Here is an 18,066-nt window from a genome sequence, read left to right as displayed (position 1 = left end):
TCTCTAGTTTGGAAACCTATGGCACGGGCATATATCGGATTTGGCGGCAACATCGGCGACACGCGTCAGCTTATTACTGATGCCATTGTTTGCTTGGCATTGCGGTCCGAACTTCAAATCTTGGCAAAAAGCTGTTTTTATCAAAGCGCGCCTGTTGAAGCTACAGGCGGCGACTACATTAATGCCGTCATTGAAGTCGAAACCGAGTTAAGCCCCTACGGCCTTTTACATGTTTGCCAAACCATTGAACAAGAATTTGGTCGTGAGCGCCCATATGCAAATGCCCCCCGGACTCTTGACCTAGACATCCTTTCGTTTGAAGGGGTTACTCAAAGCGAAACAGAATTGATGTTGCCGCATCCTAGAATTATCGAGCGCTCATTTGTGCTCCTACCCCTGCTGGAAATCGCTCCCGATATCTTTTTGCCTAACTGGGGCGAACTCAAGGCCTACCTACCCAACGTGGCACACCAAAGAATTGAAAAACTCCCCTGCAGGAACTGTAATTGCGGGGAAAAAGACGTTTATAGCCAAACGGCGCATTAATTCATTAAACTCTCGCCATGGGTTACTTACAAGGCGACAAGCCAATCACAATTACTAAGCTCCTCGCAATGCATGCTGAGGGTGAAAAAATTGCCATGCTCACGGCATACGACTCAACTATGTCAGCGCTTCTCAATCGCTGCGCTGTTGAAACGATCTTGATTGGCGACTCTCTTGGGAATGTGATTCAAGGACACTCCAGCACTACGCCAGTGACCATTGAACAAATGGCGTATCACACCGAATGTGTAGCCCGTGCTAATACCCATGCATTTCTTATCGCTGACCTCCCATTTGCAAGCTACGGAGATCCAGTGCAGGCTCTCGAATCCTCTGCTCAATTAATGCGTGCTGGTGCAGATATGGTTAAGCTTGAAGGCGGTGGCGACTGGCAGATTGATGTCATTAGTCATTTAGTTGAGCGCAGTGTTCCTGTTTGCGCTCACTTAGGATTACTACCTCAATCAGTTCATGTCTTGGGCGGCTACAAAGTGCAGGGGAAATCTAAAGATGCTGCAAGCGTCATGCTTGAGCAAGCACTTGCCTGCCAAGAAGTTGGAGCCCAAATGGTAGTGTTGGAAGCAATTCCCTCTTCATTGGGCGAAAAGATTACTGCCGAACTTCATATTCCCACTATCGGAATTGGTGCTGGTCCAGATTGCTCTGGTCAAGTATTGGTTCTGCAGGATATGTTGGGCATCAGCCCCGGTAAGCCGCCGAAGTTTGTCAAAAACTTTATGGATGGCCATCACTCCGTTGAAGCCGCCATCAAGACTTATGTGCGCGAAGTGAAGTCCGGGAAATTCCCCGGACCCGAGCATGGCTTTGCTGGCTAATTGGCAGCTTGGCTGCCAATTAGTTACTAGCTAAAAAAACTCTTTACACCATCAAACCAACCCTTTTGTTGAGGGCTGTGTTTGTCGCCAGCAGATTTCAGACTGTCGTCAAACTGCTGTAGTAATTTCTTTTGCTCTTCAGTAAGCTTAATCGGAGTTTCTACCAGAACGTGGACAAAGAGATCGCCCACCATGGTTGAGCGCAATCCTTTGATGCCTTTATTTCGCAAGCGGAAAGTCTTACCCGTCTGAGTTCCCTCAGGGATTGGAAACTCCACGCGACCAGAGAGTGTTGGCACTTCGATTTCACCACCGATAGTAGCTGTCGCAAAAGAGATTGGCATTTGTACATGCAAATCACTACCATCACGCTCAAAGACTTTATGCGGCTTAACACGCACCTCTACATAAAGATCGCCGGATGGTCCACCATTGACACCTGGTTCACCGTTACCCACTGAGCGGACACGCATTCCATCATCAATGCCTGCCGGTATTTTGATCTCAAGTGTTTTTTGTTCTTTGTGTTTTCCACTGCCGTGGCAAGTTTTACATGGCTTAGGAATGTACTCGCCAGTGCCGCGGCACTTAGGGCAAGTTTGCTGCATGGAGAAGAAGCCTTGCTGCACACGCACTTGACCATGACCATTACAGGTTGTGCAAGTCTCAGCCTTAGATCCAGGCTCTGCGCCGGTACCATGACAAGGCTTGCAATTACTCCAGCTAGGTACACGAATTTGGGTTGTATAGCCTTCAGCCGCTTGCTCAAGCGTAATGTCCATGTTGTAGCGTAAATCTGCGCCTTTATAAACTTGAGGGCCAGAGTGACGGCCGCCGCCTTGACCGAAGATATCACCAAAGATATCCCCAAACGCATCAGAAAATCCACCGCCCCCGAAACCGCCACCGCCAAATCCGCCACCCATAGATGGGTCGACGCCAGCATGACCATATTGGTCGTAAGCCGCGCGCTTATTGGGGTCGGTTAAGGTTTCGTAAGCTTCTTTAACTTCTTTAAATTGGGCTTCAGCCGTTTTGCTATCGGGATTGCGATCAGGGTGATGTTTCATCGCCATCTTGCGATAAGCCTTTTTTAGCTCATCGTCACTGGCACCTTTTGCTACACCAAGCACTTCATAAAAATCGCGTTTACTTTTAGGCACGGCCTATTCCTCTCAACAACCTGAATGACACAAGTCGGCACGAGGCCGACTTGTTATTTAAGTACATCAAAACTACGTTAATGAATGTCCAATTGCAGAATTACTTCTTGTCATCAACCTCTTTAAAGTCGGCGTCAACAACATCTGCATCAGGGGCAGCGCCAGGGGCTGCACCACCAGGAGCTGCACCAGGTGCGGCACCGCCAGCTTTAGCTTGTTCAGCCGCCATGACTTTTTCGCCCAGCTTCTGACTTGCTTTACCCAAAGCTTCTGTTTTAGCTTCAATGGCTTCCTTGTCGCTACCTTTAATGGCTTCATCCAAGTCTTTCAAGGCCGCTTCAATCGCTTCTTTTTCGGAAGCCTCTAAGCTAGCACCATGCTCTTCCAAAGCCTTCTTGGTTGAGTGAGCCAAGGCATCTGCAGTATTGCGAGCAGTTACCAACTCAAGCGCTTTCTTATCTTCAGCAGCATTGGCTTCAGCATCCTTCACCATGCGTTGAATTTCTTCCTCAGTCAAACCAGAGTTTGCCTTGATGGTGATCTTGTTCTCTTTACCAGTGGTTTTGTCTTTTGCAGTTACGTGCAAGATACCGTTAGCATCGATGTCAAAAGTTACTTCAATCTGTGGCATACCGCGTTGTGCAGGAGCAATACCCTCGAGATTAAATTCACCCAACAACTTGTTTGCAGCAGCCATCTCGCGCTCACCTTGGAAGCACTTAATGGTTACAGCAGGCTGATTGTCTTCCGCAGTGGAGTAAACCTGTGAATGCTTGGTAGGGATCGTGGTGTTCTTAGGAATCATCTTGGTCATAACGCCACCAAGAGTTTCTATACCCAATGACAATGGGGTAACGTCCAAGAGCAATACGTCCTTACGATCGCCAGACAATACAGAACCCTGAATTGCAGCGCCAACAGCAACGGCTTCATCTGGGTTCACGTCTTTGCGTGGTTCTTTACCAAAGATTTCTTTTACTTTGTCTTGAACCGCAGGCATACGGGTTTGACCACCGACCAAAATCACGTCGTCGATGTCCGCTACGTTTACGCCAGCATCTTTAATCGCAGTTAAACAAGGGCCAGCTGTACGGCTAATCAACTCTTCAACCAAAGACTCCAACTTAGCGCGGGTCAACTTCAAGTTCAAATGCTTAGGACCGCTAGCGTCAGCCGTTACATATGGCAAATTAATTTCAGTTTGTTGTGCAGATGACAATTCGATCTTGGCTTTTTCAGCAGCATCTTTCAAACGCTGCAACGCCAATACGTCTTTGCTCAAGTCAACGCCTTGCTCTTTTTTGAACTCAGCAATGATCCAATCAATGATGCGTTGGTCAAAGTCTTCACCACCTAAGAATGTATCGCCGTTGGTAGAGAGCACTTCAAATTGCTTCTCACCGTCAACGTTAGCAATCTCAATGATGGATACGTCGAATGTACCGCCACCCAAGTCATAGACAGCGATCTTGCGATCCACTTTATCTTGCTTGTCCAAGCCAAACGCTAATGCAGCAGCAGTTGGCTCGTTGATAATGCGCTTCACGTCCAATCCAGCGATACGGCCAGCATCTTTAGTTGCTTGACGTTGGCTATCATTGAAGTAAGCAGGAACAGTAATCACTGCTTCTGTCACTTCTTCGCCGAGATAATCTTCGGCAGTTTTCTTCATCTTACGCAAGATTTCAGCAGACACTTGCTGTGGCGCCATTTTCTTATCGCGCGCTTGAACCCAAGCATCGCCGTTATCAGCAGCAATAATTGAATAAGGCATCAAGCTGATATCTTTTTGCACTTCAGGATCAGTAAATTTACGGCCCATCAAGCGCTTTACTGCATAGATAGTGTTTTTAGGATTCGTCACTGATTGACGTTTTGCTGGCGCACCAACCAACACTTCGCCATCTTCAACGTAAGCGATGATGGATGGAGTTGTGCGACCGCCTTCAGCGTTCTCGACAACTTTAGGTGCATTGTTTTCAACGACTGAAACGCATGAATTCGTGGTTCCTAAGTCAATTCCGATAATCTTTCCCATAATTGCTCCAAAAAATTAAATTGTTTGTTGAACTGATAAATATTTCGATACCCAGTAAATGGGGTCTAAAAAGGGGATTTCAAGGGGGATGAAGATCAAAAAAGGCAGAGCTCTGCCTTTTTCTACCTTTTTTATGCCTTTTTAGGGTTCTAGCCCTTATTTAGCTTATTTTGGGGCGCTGACCGTTACTAAAGCAGGCCTGAGAACCCTGTCGGCCACGGTATAGCCCCGTTGCAATACAGAAACCACGGTATTGGCCTCTTGCTCGGAGGGCACTGAGGCAATAGCCTGGTGGTGATGGGGGTCAAATTTATCCCCAGCCGCAGGATTAATTTCTGTCATGCGACCTTTTTCAAAAGCAGACAGCAGCTGCTTCAGGGTGATTTCCAAACCCTCTTTAAAAGCTTTGGCATCACCAGCATCGGTACTCAATGCAGCATAAAGACTGTCCGTCACGGGCACCAAATGCTCTGCAAAACTTTCAATCGCAAATTTATGCGCCTTCGCAATATCTTCCGCAGCACGGCGACGAATATTTTCTCCTTCAGCCTTAGCGCGCAAGAAGTTATCTTGCAGCTCACCAATCTTTTGATTGAGTTCAGCAATTTCCTGTTCAGGCGTTTTCACAGCCGGAGTTTCTGCTGCAGCTTCATTGACTGGTTCTGCAGCAGGATTCTCTTGCTCTGGGGATGGGTTTTGGTTTTCTTGTGTCATGGACGCTATTTTACTTTTCTATAAAGATGGCTATTACTTTGCAATATGGGACTGATTGTTGCAATTTCAAGACTTCATTCTTTCAGCCAACTCAGCTCTTTCATTACGCTTCGCTAATTCAGCATCAGACTCCACACCCAAGGACCAGCCTTGAAGATGGTGATGGGCAATATCGCTCAGAGCCTCTATCCACTTGGGGCTGCTGTTCAGGCAGGGAATGTAGCGATAGTCTTTACCGCCATGCTCCAGGAAGATTTCGCGAGCTTCCATGGCAATCTCTTCTAAGGTCTCCAAGCAATCTGCCGGAAATCCAGGGCAAAAAATATCAATGCGCTGACAACCTTCTTTAGCTAACTTTTCAATCGTAGGAGCTGTATAAGGCTTTAACCATTCCGCCTTACCAAAGCGGGACTGAAAGGTCACAATATATTGTCCAGACTCTAAACCCAGAGATTCGCCCAGCAAGCGCCCTGTTTTCAAGCATTCACAGTGATAGGGGTCGCCCTTCATTAGATTACGCTTTGGCAAACCATGGAAAGACATTACAAAACGATCGCCTTTTGCAAAATCTGGACGGCCATCTTTATCCCAGTTAGATAGCACTTGATCACGCAATGCGGCAATATAAGCTGAGTTGTCGTGATAGTGCTTTACTAAACGCAGCTCAGGTTGATCGCGCCAAGTACCTAAAACACGAAAGACTTCATCAAAACTAGACGCCGTTGTTGTGGCAGAGTATTGAGGATATAAAGGCAATAGCAATAAGCGCTCCATACCTTGTGCCTTAAGGCCCTCCAGGACGACCTGTGTCGATGGCTGGCCATAGCGCATAGCCAAATCCACTAAGACTGTATGGCCCTCATTAGCAAATTTCTCGCCCAGTTCTTTCGCTTGCAAGCGCGAATAATGCATTAATGGTGACCCTAGTTTTGGCAGCCAAATAGAAGCATATTTTTTTGCAGAGGCACTACTACGAATTGGCAAAATAATACCGTTCAAAATACACCACCAAATAATGCGGGGAATTTCTACAACGCGAGGATCGGAAAGAAATTCTTTTAAATAGGCGCGTACCGCTTTAGATGTTGGAGCAGAGGGTGTCCCCAAGTTCAATAGCAAGACTGCGGTTTTGGAAGCGCGTAGATGCGGGTTCTGATTCAAGATGTATTGTCTCTGGTAATGAGTTTTAAATATAAAGTTGGATTTGTATTTAGGAGCTTAAAGCGCCCGATAATAATTTTGAGGTGATATCCACAATAGGAATCACTCGGTCATACGCCATCCGGGTTGGCCCAATCACACCAAGCGTACCCACCACTTGACCGTCTACGCTATATGGGGCGCTGATTACAGCAAGATCCTCATAGGGCAATAAATCACTTTCGCCACCAATAAAGATTTGAATACCATCGGCATGACTTGACACATCAAGCAATTGCATGAGTACTGATTTTTGCTCCAACATATCAAACATCTTGCGCAATTTATCAAGGTTAGAGCTCAAATCCCCAACATTTAGTAAGCGCCGCTCACCAGACAAAACCATATCGCCGCGCCCCATGTCGTAATCAGCAACACCGGTTTGCAAAGCCAAAGCCATCAACCCAGCAATATCTGTACGCAAATTATCCAGATCGGATTTCAGATGCATGCGCACTTGATCAAAACTTTTTCCAGCAAATTGAGCGTTAATAAAGTTACCCGCTTCAATGAGTTGGCTCGGCGTGTAATCCTGATTTGTTGGCAATATGCGATTTTGCACATCCCCCTCGGGCGTAACCATGATGAGCAAAATCTTGCCTTCACCCAAGCGCAAGAACTCAATGTGTTTAAAAACCTGAGCTCGCTTGGGTGTCATGACAACACCAGCAAAATGGGTCAAGTTGGACAAAATCTGCGCTGCCGAGTTCAGGACTCTTTGCGGAGAATCCGGTAAAAGGCCTTTTTCAACCTCTCTAGCAGCCATCGCTTCCAAAGGGCGCACCGTCACCATGGTGTCTACAAACAGGCGATAACCCCGCGGGGTTGGAATGCGGCCAGCTGAAGTATGGGGGCTGGTAACAAGCCCCATCTCCTCTAAATCCGCCATCACGTTACGTATAGTGGCTGCGGAGAGGTCCAAACCCGAGAATCTAGACAGTGTGCGCGAGCCAATAGGCTGACCCTCCTCGATATAGCGCTCAATGAGAGTTTTTAGTAAGGCGCGGGAACGTTCATCCATGGTGGAAGGGATTTTATGCCTATGGTTTAATCGTTATATGTTAAGCCCATCCCCAAATTCCAGCAAAAAGGCATTTAGCCGGGTTGCGCTTGTCGGCAAATTTCATGCTGATGGCATTGAAGAGCACCTAAAAGACCTAGCCAAAGTGGTATCAGGATTAGGTTGTGAGGTCTTTATTGAGTCTGAGACAGCCAATCACCTTGGTTTGAACACCTACCCCACAAAAACTGCGAAAGACTTTGCTGGAGCAATTGACCTTGTTGTCGTTTTGGGAGGCGATGGCACCATGTTGGGCATTGCACGTCAATTAGCGGGCAGTAATGTTCCGCTCGTTGGAATCAATATGGGTCGTCTTGGTTACATGACTGATATTCCAATTCAGTCGGTTCAGACTACGCTACCCAAAATTATTTCCGGGGAATACGAAGCCGATACACGCACATTGCTCGATGCTGTAGTGCTTCGTAATGGCAAAGAAATTAATCGCGCATTAGCACTTAATGATGTTGTCGTGAATCGCTCTGGCATTTCAGGAATGGTTGAGTTGGCTGTTCACGTCAATGGCTCATTTATGTATAACCAACGATCTGATGGCTTGATCGTATCGACCCCTACCGGCTCAACCGCTTATGCACTCTCTGCAGGCGGACCTATTTTGCATCCGCATGTGGCAGGTATATTGCTTGTCCCGATTGCGCCACACTCACTTTCCAATCGGCCAATTGTTTTGCCGGAGGATAGTGTCACGGTGATTGAGGTGGTCAATGGACTTGAAGTGATTGTCAATTTCGACATGCAATCACAAACGAATTTACAAAGCGGTGACAAGATTGAAGTGCGTCAGTCTGATAAAACTATTGATCTATTACACCCCAGCAATCACAGTGACTACAAGACTTTGCGTGAGAAATTGCACTGGAATGAATACCCATCGACTTTCTGATGTCGAGTTTTTTGCTACGCTAATACATGCTTCAAACCATCTCACTCCGTGACTTTGTCATTGTTGATCAGCTAGAGCTAGATTTCTCAAGCGGGTTTACTGTGCTCACCGGCGAGACCGGTGCAGGCAAATCAATTCTGCTAGACGCCCTTGGTTTAGTGCTGGGTGAGCGTGCTGATAGCAGCCAAATACGTGAAGGCAGTAACCGCGCAGAAATCTCATCACTCTTTCGGATTGAGCCAGAGCTAGTTCAATCGTTTAGTCAGTGGCTGGATGAGCAAGGATTCCCCATTGAAGATGAGGGCCAAAGCTTATTACTCAAAAGAACCGTAGAAAGTAATGGACGTAGTCGTGCCTTTATTAATGGCAGCGTTGCGACGCTAGCGCAATTACGTGAAGCTGGTGATCAGCTAGTGGACATTCACGGACAACATGCCCACCAACTCTTATTAAAGGGTGGTGCTCAACGCGAACTTCTCGATCGCCACGCTGGCTTGCTACCACTCTCTGCAGAGGTAGCCCAAACCTTCAAAACACTGGCCAATTCTCGTCGCCGTCTTGAGCAAGCAGAAAACGCAGGCCAAGACGTTGAACGCGAACGTGAGCGCCTTAAGTGGCAACTGGAAGAACTCACCGAACTCTCCCCGCAAGAAGGTGAATGGGTCAACATTCAAAGCGAGCACGCCCGCTTAGCAAATGGTGCAAAGTTAATTGGTGGTTGCCAAGAAGCAATTGAAGTGTTGAGTGATGCCGATAACTCCCTGGAATCTACCTTGTCGAAGGTATGCGCCAATGTAGGCGCCCTAGCGGAGCATGACCCAGCCTTAGGCGAGATCAATCAAGCACTAGAGTCAGCCAGCATTCAGCTATATGAAGCCATTCATGGGCTCAATCGTTACCTGCAAAAGATTGACTTAGATCCCGCTCGACTTTCCGAAGTAGAAGAGCGGATGCAAGCATTGCATAGCACGGCTCGCAAATACCGTGCAGAAGTTGAGGAACTACCAAAACTTCTTCAGGAGACATCAGAGCGACTGGATGTTTTAACCGCATCCCAAAATATTGAAGCACTCCGAGATCAAGTCAAACAAGAAGAAGCGGTTTACTTAAAGCTAGCAAAACAGCTTTCACAAAAACGCAGCAAGGCCGCCAAAGAGCTAGGCGATTTAGTGACTAATGCCATGCAAGATTTATCCATGGCAGGTGGGCGCCTAGAGATTGCTTTGGCACCCCTTAGCGAGGGTGGATTCCAAGGTCTTGAGCAAATTGAATTTTTAGTAGCCGGTCATGCTGGTAGCACTCCTCGCTCACTTGCTAAGGTAGCCTCAGGTGGAGAGCTAGCCCGCATTAGCCTAGCAATTAGCGTTATTACAAGTAAAGCATCATTCACCCCCACGCTCATCTTTGATGAAGTGGATGCGGGGATTGGTGGCGCAGTTGCTGAAACAGTAGGCAAACTATTGCATCAATTGGGTCAATCTCACCAAATCTTATGTGTAACCCATTTGCCACAGGTAGCGGCTCAAGGCAACCATCACCTCAAAGTGAGCAAATCTCAAAACGGTGAGAAGACGGTATCGCAAGTACAGATTTTGGGTAGGGCTGAACGGGTGGAAGAAGTGGCCCGCATGCTTGGTGGCGCTACCATTACCGACACCACTCGTCGTCATGCCCGTGAGTTACTAGAGCAAAACTAAAGCTGCATTACCTCTAGCCAATACTTGAGGGCGCCTTAAAAATCTCCAGCCAAAGCGCTTGAACTGCATTTCTTGCCGCAATGAGCTCAATCTCATTTTCTAGATTGATCTGGGTCTTTTCAGCCCCATCCAAACGCAAGCGATGTTGACGGGCCCTCAGCAATCGATACGCATTGCCAACAGTGAGTGCAGCCTCTTGCGTAATTAAGCCCACATCACCAGCAATTCGCAACAAAGCAATGTTACCTAGATTGCCAATGAGTTGAGCATGCTGATGGGCATAAGCCAAGACTAAGAACTGCACAATAAATTCAATATCGACCATACCACCAGAATCATGCTTTAAGTCAAAATCAGCCTTGGTATTGGGATGACCTGCATGCACCTTGCGGCGCATTTCTAAAATTTCTGTCCTGAGCTGACCAATATTGCGTTTCTGACTTAACACCTCGGAACGAACTAAGTCAAAGAATTTGCCCACGCCCCGATTACCGGCCGAGCAACGAGCTCGCGTAAGGGCCTGATGCTCCCAGACCCAAGCCGCATTATCACCTTCTCGAAGTTGATATTTTTTAAAGGCATCCGCGTTCGTTACTAAGAATCCAGCAGAGCCATTAGGACGAAGACGCGTATCGATCTCAAATAAGCTACCAGTAGAAGTAAACGCAGTTAACCAATTAATCATGCGCTTTGCTAGCAAGGCATAAACTTCTTGAGCGGCATAGTCCGAGTCTTCGGCTTGATACAAAAAGATAATATCTAAATCAGAGGCATAACCCAATTCTTTACCTCCCAACTTGCCATAAGAAATAATTGCAAATGGGGGGTTTATCTCGCGAGGCAAATCAAACTTTTTAGCCACACTAGGCCAAACCCGCTCATATGTCGTCTGCAGAATTAAATCTGCCAGCATAGATAGATGATCACTTACTCGCTCTACCGGCAGAGCCTGTTGCACACCAATACCTAGATCGGTCAAAAGTGTGATGAAGATTTCGTTGTGATGGGTGACTCGCAAAATATCCATAGCCTGCTCAGAGCCATCACCATCAGCCATGACATCATCGAGCCGCATATTGAGATTGGCACGAACCTCCGCCCAATATCTTTCCGGATTTTCAATCAAAGCTCTCTCGGTTTGAGAGCTCAATAAGTGATCCAGCAAATGTGGATGACGTGTCAGATATTGCGCACCCCATTGTGACGCCTTGAGTAGATCAAGCACATTAGATAATGCTCTGGGATACTCGGCCAAAATAGAAAGGTAGGCACTACGCCTTGCGATTGCTTCAAGCAAATCAAATAAACGCAACAGCGTTTGGTCAGCATGTGCGGAGGTAGAGCCTTCAATCTGCAAACTCTCTGCTGCCTTACACATCAAGTTATCGAAAATTAAACGACTTTTTGCCGGCAATAATTTTTGTTTTGGGCTATCAATCCATGCCTGCCAGCGATTATAGGAATAAGGAAAGAATGCTTTATCCGGCGCCCAGTCTTGAGTCAAAGGTGCAATCTCAAGACGTGAGTCATCATCGAGTAAAAATGCTTTTTCAAAAAGTTGAGCAACCTTATTTTGATGCCGCTCTAGTTCGGTCATAAAAGCGTTTACTTGCGCTTGTTGGCCTTGCATCGAAATCGCCAACCGTGACCGTACTTCAGCATCATCAGGCAGATAGTGGGTTTGCTGGTCATCCCATACCTGAATACGATGCTCCAAGCGCCTTAAGAAAACATAGGCCGCCTGTAAGGCATCTACCTCATCGGCGGGCAAGATGCTACATTGCTTAATGAGATCTAAGACCTCCAAGCTTGGGCGGACTCTAAAGCGAGGATCTGTACCGCCCCGCATGAGTTGAAACATTTGCGCCAAAAACTCAATCTCTCGAATGCCCCCGCGCCCTAACTTGATGTCACGTGAACGCCCCTGATGACCCGAAGAGCGTTTTTCTGCTTCTGCCTGAATTTGCGCATGCAAATCCCGAATGGAGGCAATCACACCGTAATCTAAATGTCGACGATACACAAAAGGACGAATCAGTTGGTCAAGCTCTCTTTGGCAGCGAGAAAAATCTGGGGCACCAGGTAGAGGCGCGATTAATCTACCTTTAATCCAGGCGTAGCGCTCCCACTCTCGCCCCTGAACCAATAGATATTCTTCCAGCATATCCAAACTACATACCAGGGGTCCTGAATCTCCATTGGGACGAAGGCGCATATCGACCCTAAAAACAAACCCATTGGCGTCGTGCTCAGCAAGCAGCTTAATTAAGCGTTTGCCCATTCTCGTGAACCATTCCTGGTTGGATAAACTCTTAGGCCCACCAGTGGTTTCACCCTCATGCTCATAGAGAAAAATCAAATCGATATCTGATGACAGGTTGAGTTCAAGGCCACCCAATTTACCCATGCCGACAACCATGAGCGGCATCTCTGATTGCGTTGCGTTACTCCAAGGCAAGCCGAAACGGGCTTTGAGGTCTTCCCTAATAAAGGCAATCGATGCGGAAACTGCTAATTCAGCAAAATGGCTCAGCGCCTGAGTCACCTCTTGCAAGGCGGCCATGCCATTTAAGTCTCTGAATGCAACCCAGAGCATCAATCGCTGCCTTGCCAAGCGCAAATTGGTCATCCATAGGGCCTCGTCTTGCGAATCAGCCCATTCATCGACACCACAGTCTTTTAGTAAGGCCTTAATGCCCTGTATATCGACTTTTTTCTGCCCTTGAATACGGAGCCACTCAAGCCACTCAGGGTGAGCAGTTAGCCAACGTCGCGCATAAGTCGAGTGTTGCTCTAAAAAATCGATTTGCCGGGAAAAATCATCCATTCCCCCATCTTAATCCGACCCCAAGGCACAAGCCAGAAGCTTGTCGATCAGGCTGGGGCTGAAGGATAATGGAGGTCATGCTGCAAAACATCATCCCGCCTCGCCTCAAGAGCGTGCTTGCTAAACGTCCTCAAGGTTCGAACGAGGCTTGGCGTAAGCGTGCCCTCATCTTGACGGGCGTTGTTTTGGCTCTTTGTGTGCTGGTGCATGTGGGCGTGCGGTTTGTTCTTTGGCCGCAAATTGAGAAATCCAAAACCTCCGTTGAAAGACTCATTAGCGCTCGCATTGGTGCCGATGTATCTATGGACTCTCTACAAGTTTCATGGACGGGCATTAGACCTAATTTTGAAATTGAAGGTTTGCGCTTCAACGCGCCCGATAAAGCGAAACCGCTCTTACTCATTCAGAAGATTAATGGACAACTCAGCTGGGCAACTTTTTATCACCTAGCACCATTCTTTCATGAGCTCAATATCGAGGGCGCCGAAATTTATGGGCAACGTAATGGCAAAGGCGTCATTACTGTTGCTGGCATACCCATAGATAGAAAATCCAATGACTACTCTACTGAGAATTGGCTCTTTTCTCAAAATGAGATTCGTGTAAGTAATGTCAAATTATTTTGGGATGATCAACTCAAAAAGAAACCCATTACTTCAATAGATATTCAAAAGCTTTCTCTTAATAACGGCATTCGTAGTCATCAAGGCTCACTGAATGTCGTTACTCCCTGGACCAAAGGGCCGGTCTCGCTTGATATTGATCTTGTGCACCATATCGGCGGCCAAGCAGGTAATTGGCGCGATTGGATCGGGACTATCTCCTGGAATTTAAATGAACTCCAGCTCACTCAAATAGCAAATGAATTTGCCCTCCCTCTAAATACGCTTGAGGGAGTGGTGAACTCCAATGGAAAATTAAAAATTGACAACGGCAAACCTGATGGTGGAGAAATTTATCTTGCCGCTGATCGTTTAACTATTCAACTATCTAAAGGTGAAGATGCCATTGCTCTTGGAAGGCTTGAAACCAACCTAGTTCAGGAAACTGATAATGGCTTGATATCCGTTACTACCAAGACATTTGCCTGGCGTGATATTGAGAGTCCAGCATCTACCCCCCTCGAGAATTTAAGCCCAATGACTTTCCGCTGGAGACCACCAGCAGGAGACGGGGAAATTAAAGAGTTTGGTTTTTCATCGCCAAAGATTTCGGTTGAAGATGTTGCCTTATTTGCCCTCAACCTACCGCTATCTAAAAAAGTTCATCAGTGGATTAAAGCCTCACAAGCTGATGGTGAGTTACAAGATCTCGATATCAATTGGTCTGAAAGTAAATCACCCTTATCTGCCCTCAATATTCCCGGCGGCTGGTTCAAGTCGAACAAAGTAGACTTTACTGTGAGCGGAAAACTCATCGACCTCAGCTTTGTTGGCATCAATAAAGCTATGCCTTCAGTATCCAAACTGTCTGGCTTCCTTTCTGCCGACCAAAACAAGGGCAGCTTCTCGATTAAATCCAGCGATCTAGAGCTCGAGGTTAAGGACCTATTGGTTGATCCAAAAATCAAGCTTGATCAAGCCAATGGTCAAATTTCTTGGGCAAAACAAAAAGGGAATTGGGTCGTTAATGCAAAGCAGTTGGCGCTTAGTAATTCTGAGATTTCAACCACGCTCAATCTCAATTACATCATTGGTGAAGGTAAAAATCCTGACTTCATGAACCTGGACATGAATTTTGCTCAGGCTGACCTCAAAACCGCCTATCGTTATTTACCCGTTGGCATGGGTGGTGATGCCAAATCCTATTTAAGTAAAGCCTTTGATGCAGGCATCATCAAAAATGGTAGCTTGCATATTAAAGGTGATCCTAATGAAGTGCCCTTCCCCAAATCGGGTACCGTAGAATTTAGCCTCAAACTTCCAGTTACTGACGCTACTTTCAGCCCAGTGCCAAGCTCATCTACCGCACAAGGTATCTGGCCCGCATTCAATAAAGTAAATGGCATGATCAATATGCAGAATGCCAACTTTACGGTAGACATTGATCAAGCAAACTACAAACAAGTTGCACTAAGCAAATTTCATGCAGAAATTCCTAGTGTGAGCGCAAAGCAATTACTTCTGACGGTGAATGGTGAGGCTCAAGGTGACGCCCCACAACTACTTGAATATCTATTTGCCTCACCTGTTGGTAAAAAACAGATTGCGCTTGAGCGCAATCTAAAGGTTACAGGACCTACCAAGCTCAATTTGGCTCTTAGCATTCCCCTATCAGGGAATGAAGACACCAAAACTGACATTCAACTCAGTTTTCCTGGCAACAGAGTCCAGTGGGATGACTTGCCTCCTCTGGATAACCTCAAAGGAAAGATTCGTATAACCGAGATCAATCCTGAATTCGAAGATATCACCGCTAATTTCCTAGGTGGCGCTATTAAGATTTCAAGCGCAACGCCAAATCAAGGCGGCCAGAGCTACAACATCTCAGGCGATATTAGCGCTAGCTTTATTAGAGACTACTTTGCAAAAGATGCATCGGTTCAGGTGGCGCCGATTTTGCAAGCAATGAGCGGCGTAGCAAGGTATGAGGGTGCCATTCATTTTAATAAAGGCAGCAGCGAAACCAATCTCAAGATTGATATGCGTGATTGGGCCAGTTCGGCTCCGGCACCCGCAAAAAAGCAGATGGGGACGCCCATGTCAGGCCAGTTAACTCTGAGAACCTTTGCAAAATCACCCTCTGCCTCCAGTAGATTTACATGGGATGGAAAAATTGCTGATACCTACTTTATTCAAGGCGAGCTTGGTAGTGATGACACTCTTCGTCATGCCGTAGGTATTGGTACTGCCGCAGTTCCACCAACCCAAGGATTTCAACTCAATCTTGCAAGTTCAGAACTCAATATCGATGCCTGGCAAGATTTTTTAGAAAACCAAAAGAAAAAAGGCTCCTCTAAAGCGGAAGAAAACAACCCAATCAACATTCAAATTGCTGCCCAAGTAAAAAAAGTTATTTTGTTTGAGCGGAATTGGCAGGATCTGAACTTTTCAGCAAGCAATAAAAATGCCGCCTGGCAAATGCGTATTAATTCACCCTCCGTCGCCGGTCAACTGCAATATACAGAGCCCAATAAGTCACAACCAAGCGGTTTTATTAGTGGGCGCTTAGCGCGACTGAAGTTTCCCGATAAAGTCAATGCTCCAATTGAGATCAAAAAGCCTGACTCAAAAAATCCCCCGATCAAAACTATGATTAATCCTGATTCCATTCCTAGTATTGACTTAGCTATTGATGACTTCAACTGGGGTAAGGCTCAACTTGGTCAGGTGAAAATTAAAACCAGGACAAATAGCAATGTCCTCAGCATGGATTCCATCCAATTTAATAATCCCCAAGGAAGCTCTGTTTTGACTGGTCGCTGGGTTGGAGCCACCCAGAATCAAGCCGAACACACAACAGTGAATGTTGATTTAGACATTAAGGATGCCGGTCAAATTATTGGGCATTGGACCAGCCAAAAATCAGTCGAAGGTGGCCAGGGCAAACTAATCGGTAACGTGGAGTGGGATGGCACTCCTTTCACACCTCAATATGAGACGCTAGCAGGCAAGGTAACTTTGAATCTTGAAAAAGGTCGCCTCTTGGAGGTGAATACCAGTGGTGCCAAGCTACTCGATGTTCTCAGCCTACAAAGTTTATTTAGATTTGCCACTCTCGACCTCAAGGGAGGCTTAGGCAATATTGTGACCAAGGGAACTCCATTTAATTCTATTGATGCTTCTTTTGATATTAACTCTGGAGTTGCTCAAGCAAAACAATTCACAATGGGTTTAGATCAAGCAAGAGTTGCTATGACTGGGCAAATCGACATCCCTAAACAAACTCAAGACTTGCGCGTCACCATATTCCCAACGATAGATGCTACAGCCGGCTCATTGGCCGCTTTTGCCATTAATCCTATCGTAGGTCTTGGCGCATTAGTTGGGCAATATTTAATTACGAGTCAAATCAACCGCAATCTCCAATCAGACTATCTGGTCCAGGGCTCCTGGAATGACCCCGAAGTGATTCCTCTTGATCAAAAGGGCCAGCCAATTGACTCGAAAACTTTAGACACCATTCGCAGTAAAGACTTGTTAGAAGAGCAAAGTAAGCCAAATAGTAATAACTCTGGGCCACAAAGTAGCCCAAGTAATTCCGGTAGCCCCAATAAAGTTGCTAACTAAATCATCATGAGCTCATCAGCAAACAGCGCAGATCTCAAGATTGCCTCCATTCAGATGGTTTCCACTCCTGATTTACGGGAGAACTTATCTACAGCAAGCAGACTCATCGCTGCAGCTACAACTGAAGGCGCACAACTAGCCGTCTTGCCAGAGTATTTTTGCTTGATGGGTCTCAAGGACACCGATAAAGTGCGCGCCCGCGAAAGTATTGGAAACGGCCCCATCCAAGAACAACTTTCGGATATTGCAAAACAAAATAATATTTACCTAGTGGCAGGCACTATTCCGCTGGAAGCAAAAGATCCCAATAAAGTACTCAATACAACCCTCGTCTTTAATCCTGCCGGTGAGCAAATTTCTCGTTACGACAAAATTCATTTATTTGGTTTTCAAACAGCCACTGAGCGTTATCAAGAATCCGAAACAATTGAGGCTGGCAATGAGCCGGGCCTCTTAAAAATTTCAATTAATGGAAATGATTGGACCTTTGGCTTGAGTATTTGTTATGACCTGCGCTTTCCAGAGCTCTATCGCGCCCTTGGACAGGTAGACTGCCATATCATCCCAGCCGCTTTTACATATACAACTGGCAAGGATCATTGGGAAATCCTCTTACGTGCTCGCGCTATCGAAAACCAATGTTACGTATTAGCATCTGCCCAAGGCGGCATCCATCAAAATCAACGTCGCACTTGGGGTAACAGCATGCTGATTGATCCTTGGGGCAGTATCTTGGCTAACCTCCCTGAGGGGGAAGGCTTTATTTCTGGAGTTTTGTGCAAAGATAAATTAAACGAGGTACGCTCTAAGTTACCCGCACTTGCGCATCGCAAGCTTTAAAGAAAGATTTGC

The 18,066-nt window shown here is 46.5% G+C and carries 12 protein-coding genes; 6 read left to right on the top strand and 6 right to left on the bottom strand.

Annotated elements, in window-relative coordinates:
* The first annotated feature begins 18 nt into the window (after nucleotides 1-18).
* Together folK and panB are read left to right on the top strand one after the other, a co-directional pair.
* The gene (gene folK / locus VC182_RS07990) at nucleotides 19-546 is read left to right on the top strand and encodes a 2-amino-4-hydroxy-6-hydroxymethyldihydropteridine diphosphokinase (protein ID WP_072582820.1); all 528 of its coding nucleotides are present in this window, start codon (nucleotides 19-21) and stop codon (nucleotides 544-546) included.
* Between the two features lie 17 nt (nucleotides 547-563).
* The gene (gene panB / locus VC182_RS07985) at nucleotides 564-1,382 is read left to right on the top strand and encodes a 3-methyl-2-oxobutanoate hydroxymethyltransferase (RefSeq protein WP_072582819.1); all 819 of its coding nucleotides are present in this window, start codon (nucleotides 564-566) and stop codon (nucleotides 1,380-1,382) included.
* A gap of 26 nt (nucleotides 1,383-1,408) precedes the next feature.
* Here the strand turns inward: panB and dnaJ are convergent, their stop codons facing one another.
* The 5 genes from dnaJ to hrcA all read right to left on the bottom strand — a co-directional run bounded on the left by dnaJ (nucleotide 1,409) and on the right by hrcA (nucleotide 7,518).
* Nucleotides 1,409-2,545: a molecular chaperone DnaJ gene (dnaJ, locus tag VC182_RS07980; protein ID WP_216120391.1), complete on the bottom strand. Its 1,137-nt coding sequence runs from the start codon at nucleotides 2,543-2,545 to the stop codon at nucleotides 1,409-1,411.
* Between the two features lie 100 nt (nucleotides 2,546-2,645).
* On the bottom strand, nucleotides 2,646-4,583 hold the full coding sequence (dnaK, locus tag VC182_RS07975; RefSeq protein WP_072582817.1) for a molecular chaperone DnaK: 1,938 nt from the start codon (nucleotides 4,581-4,583) through the stop codon (nucleotides 2,646-2,648).
* Between the two features lie 165 nt (nucleotides 4,584-4,748).
* Nucleotides 4,749-5,297, bottom strand: a complete 549-nt coding sequence (grpE, locus tag VC182_RS07970) for a nucleotide exchange factor GrpE (RefSeq protein ID WP_323485004.1) — start codon at nucleotides 5,295-5,297, stop codon at nucleotides 4,749-4,751.
* 66 nt (nucleotides 5,298-5,363) lie between these two features.
* On the bottom strand, nucleotides 5,364-6,458 hold the full coding sequence (gene hemH, locus VC182_RS07965) for a ferrochelatase (RefSeq protein WP_323485003.1): 1,095 nt from the start codon (nucleotides 6,456-6,458) through the stop codon (nucleotides 5,364-5,366).
* A 49-nt stretch (nucleotides 6,459-6,507) separates the two neighbouring features.
* On the bottom strand, nucleotides 6,508-7,518 hold the full coding sequence (gene hrcA, locus VC182_RS07960) for a heat-inducible transcriptional repressor HrcA (protein ID WP_323485002.1): 1,011 nt from the start codon (nucleotides 7,516-7,518) through the stop codon (nucleotides 6,508-6,510).
* Between the two features lie 37 nt (nucleotides 7,519-7,555).
* On the opposite strand from hrcA, the gene VC182_RS07955 reads away from it, so the two are divergent.
* A complete protein-coding gene (locus VC182_RS07955; RefSeq protein WP_323485001.1) occupies nucleotides 7,556-8,461 on the top strand; it encodes an NAD kinase in 906 nt (301 codons plus the stop codon).
* A 26-nt stretch (nucleotides 8,462-8,487) separates the two neighbouring features.
* The gene (gene recN / locus VC182_RS07950; RefSeq protein WP_323485000.1) at nucleotides 8,488-10,158 is read left to right on the top strand and encodes a DNA repair protein RecN; all 1,671 of its coding nucleotides are present in this window, start codon (nucleotides 8,488-8,490) and stop codon (nucleotides 10,156-10,158) included.
* Nucleotides 10,159-10,171: 13 nt separating this feature from the next.
* Here the strand turns inward: recN and glnE are convergent, their stop codons facing one another.
* Nucleotides 10,172-12,985 (bottom strand): bifunctional [glutamate--ammonia ligase]-adenylyl-L-tyrosine phosphorylase/[glutamate--ammonia-ligase] adenylyltransferase, encoded by a 2,814-nt coding sequence (gene glnE, locus VC182_RS07945; RefSeq protein WP_323484999.1) that lies wholly within the window; start codon nucleotides 12,983-12,985, stop codon nucleotides 10,172-10,174.
* Between the two features lie 77 nt (nucleotides 12,986-13,062).
* Here glnE and VC182_RS07940 point away from each other — a divergent pair, with 77 nt between their 5' ends.
* Entirely contained in the window at nucleotides 13,063-17,214 is a 4,152-nt protein-coding gene (locus VC182_RS07940; RefSeq protein WP_323484998.1) for a YhdP family protein, read from the top strand.
* 6 nt (nucleotides 17,215-17,220) lie between these two features.
* On the top strand, nucleotides 17,221-18,054 hold the full coding sequence (locus VC182_RS07935; RefSeq protein WP_323484997.1) for a carbon-nitrogen hydrolase family protein: 834 nt from the start codon (nucleotides 17,221-17,223) through the stop codon (nucleotides 18,052-18,054).
* The last annotated feature ends 12 nt before the right edge of the window (nucleotides 18,055-18,066 follow it).

Source organism: Polynucleobacter sp. AP-Nickl1-40-C4 (assembly GCF_035012665.1).
Classification (GTDB): Bacteria; Pseudomonadota; Gammaproteobacteria; order Burkholderiales; family Burkholderiaceae; genus Polynucleobacter.
Note: the sequence above shows the minus strand (reverse complement) of the source record. Positions and strands in the feature narration are given on the sequence as shown.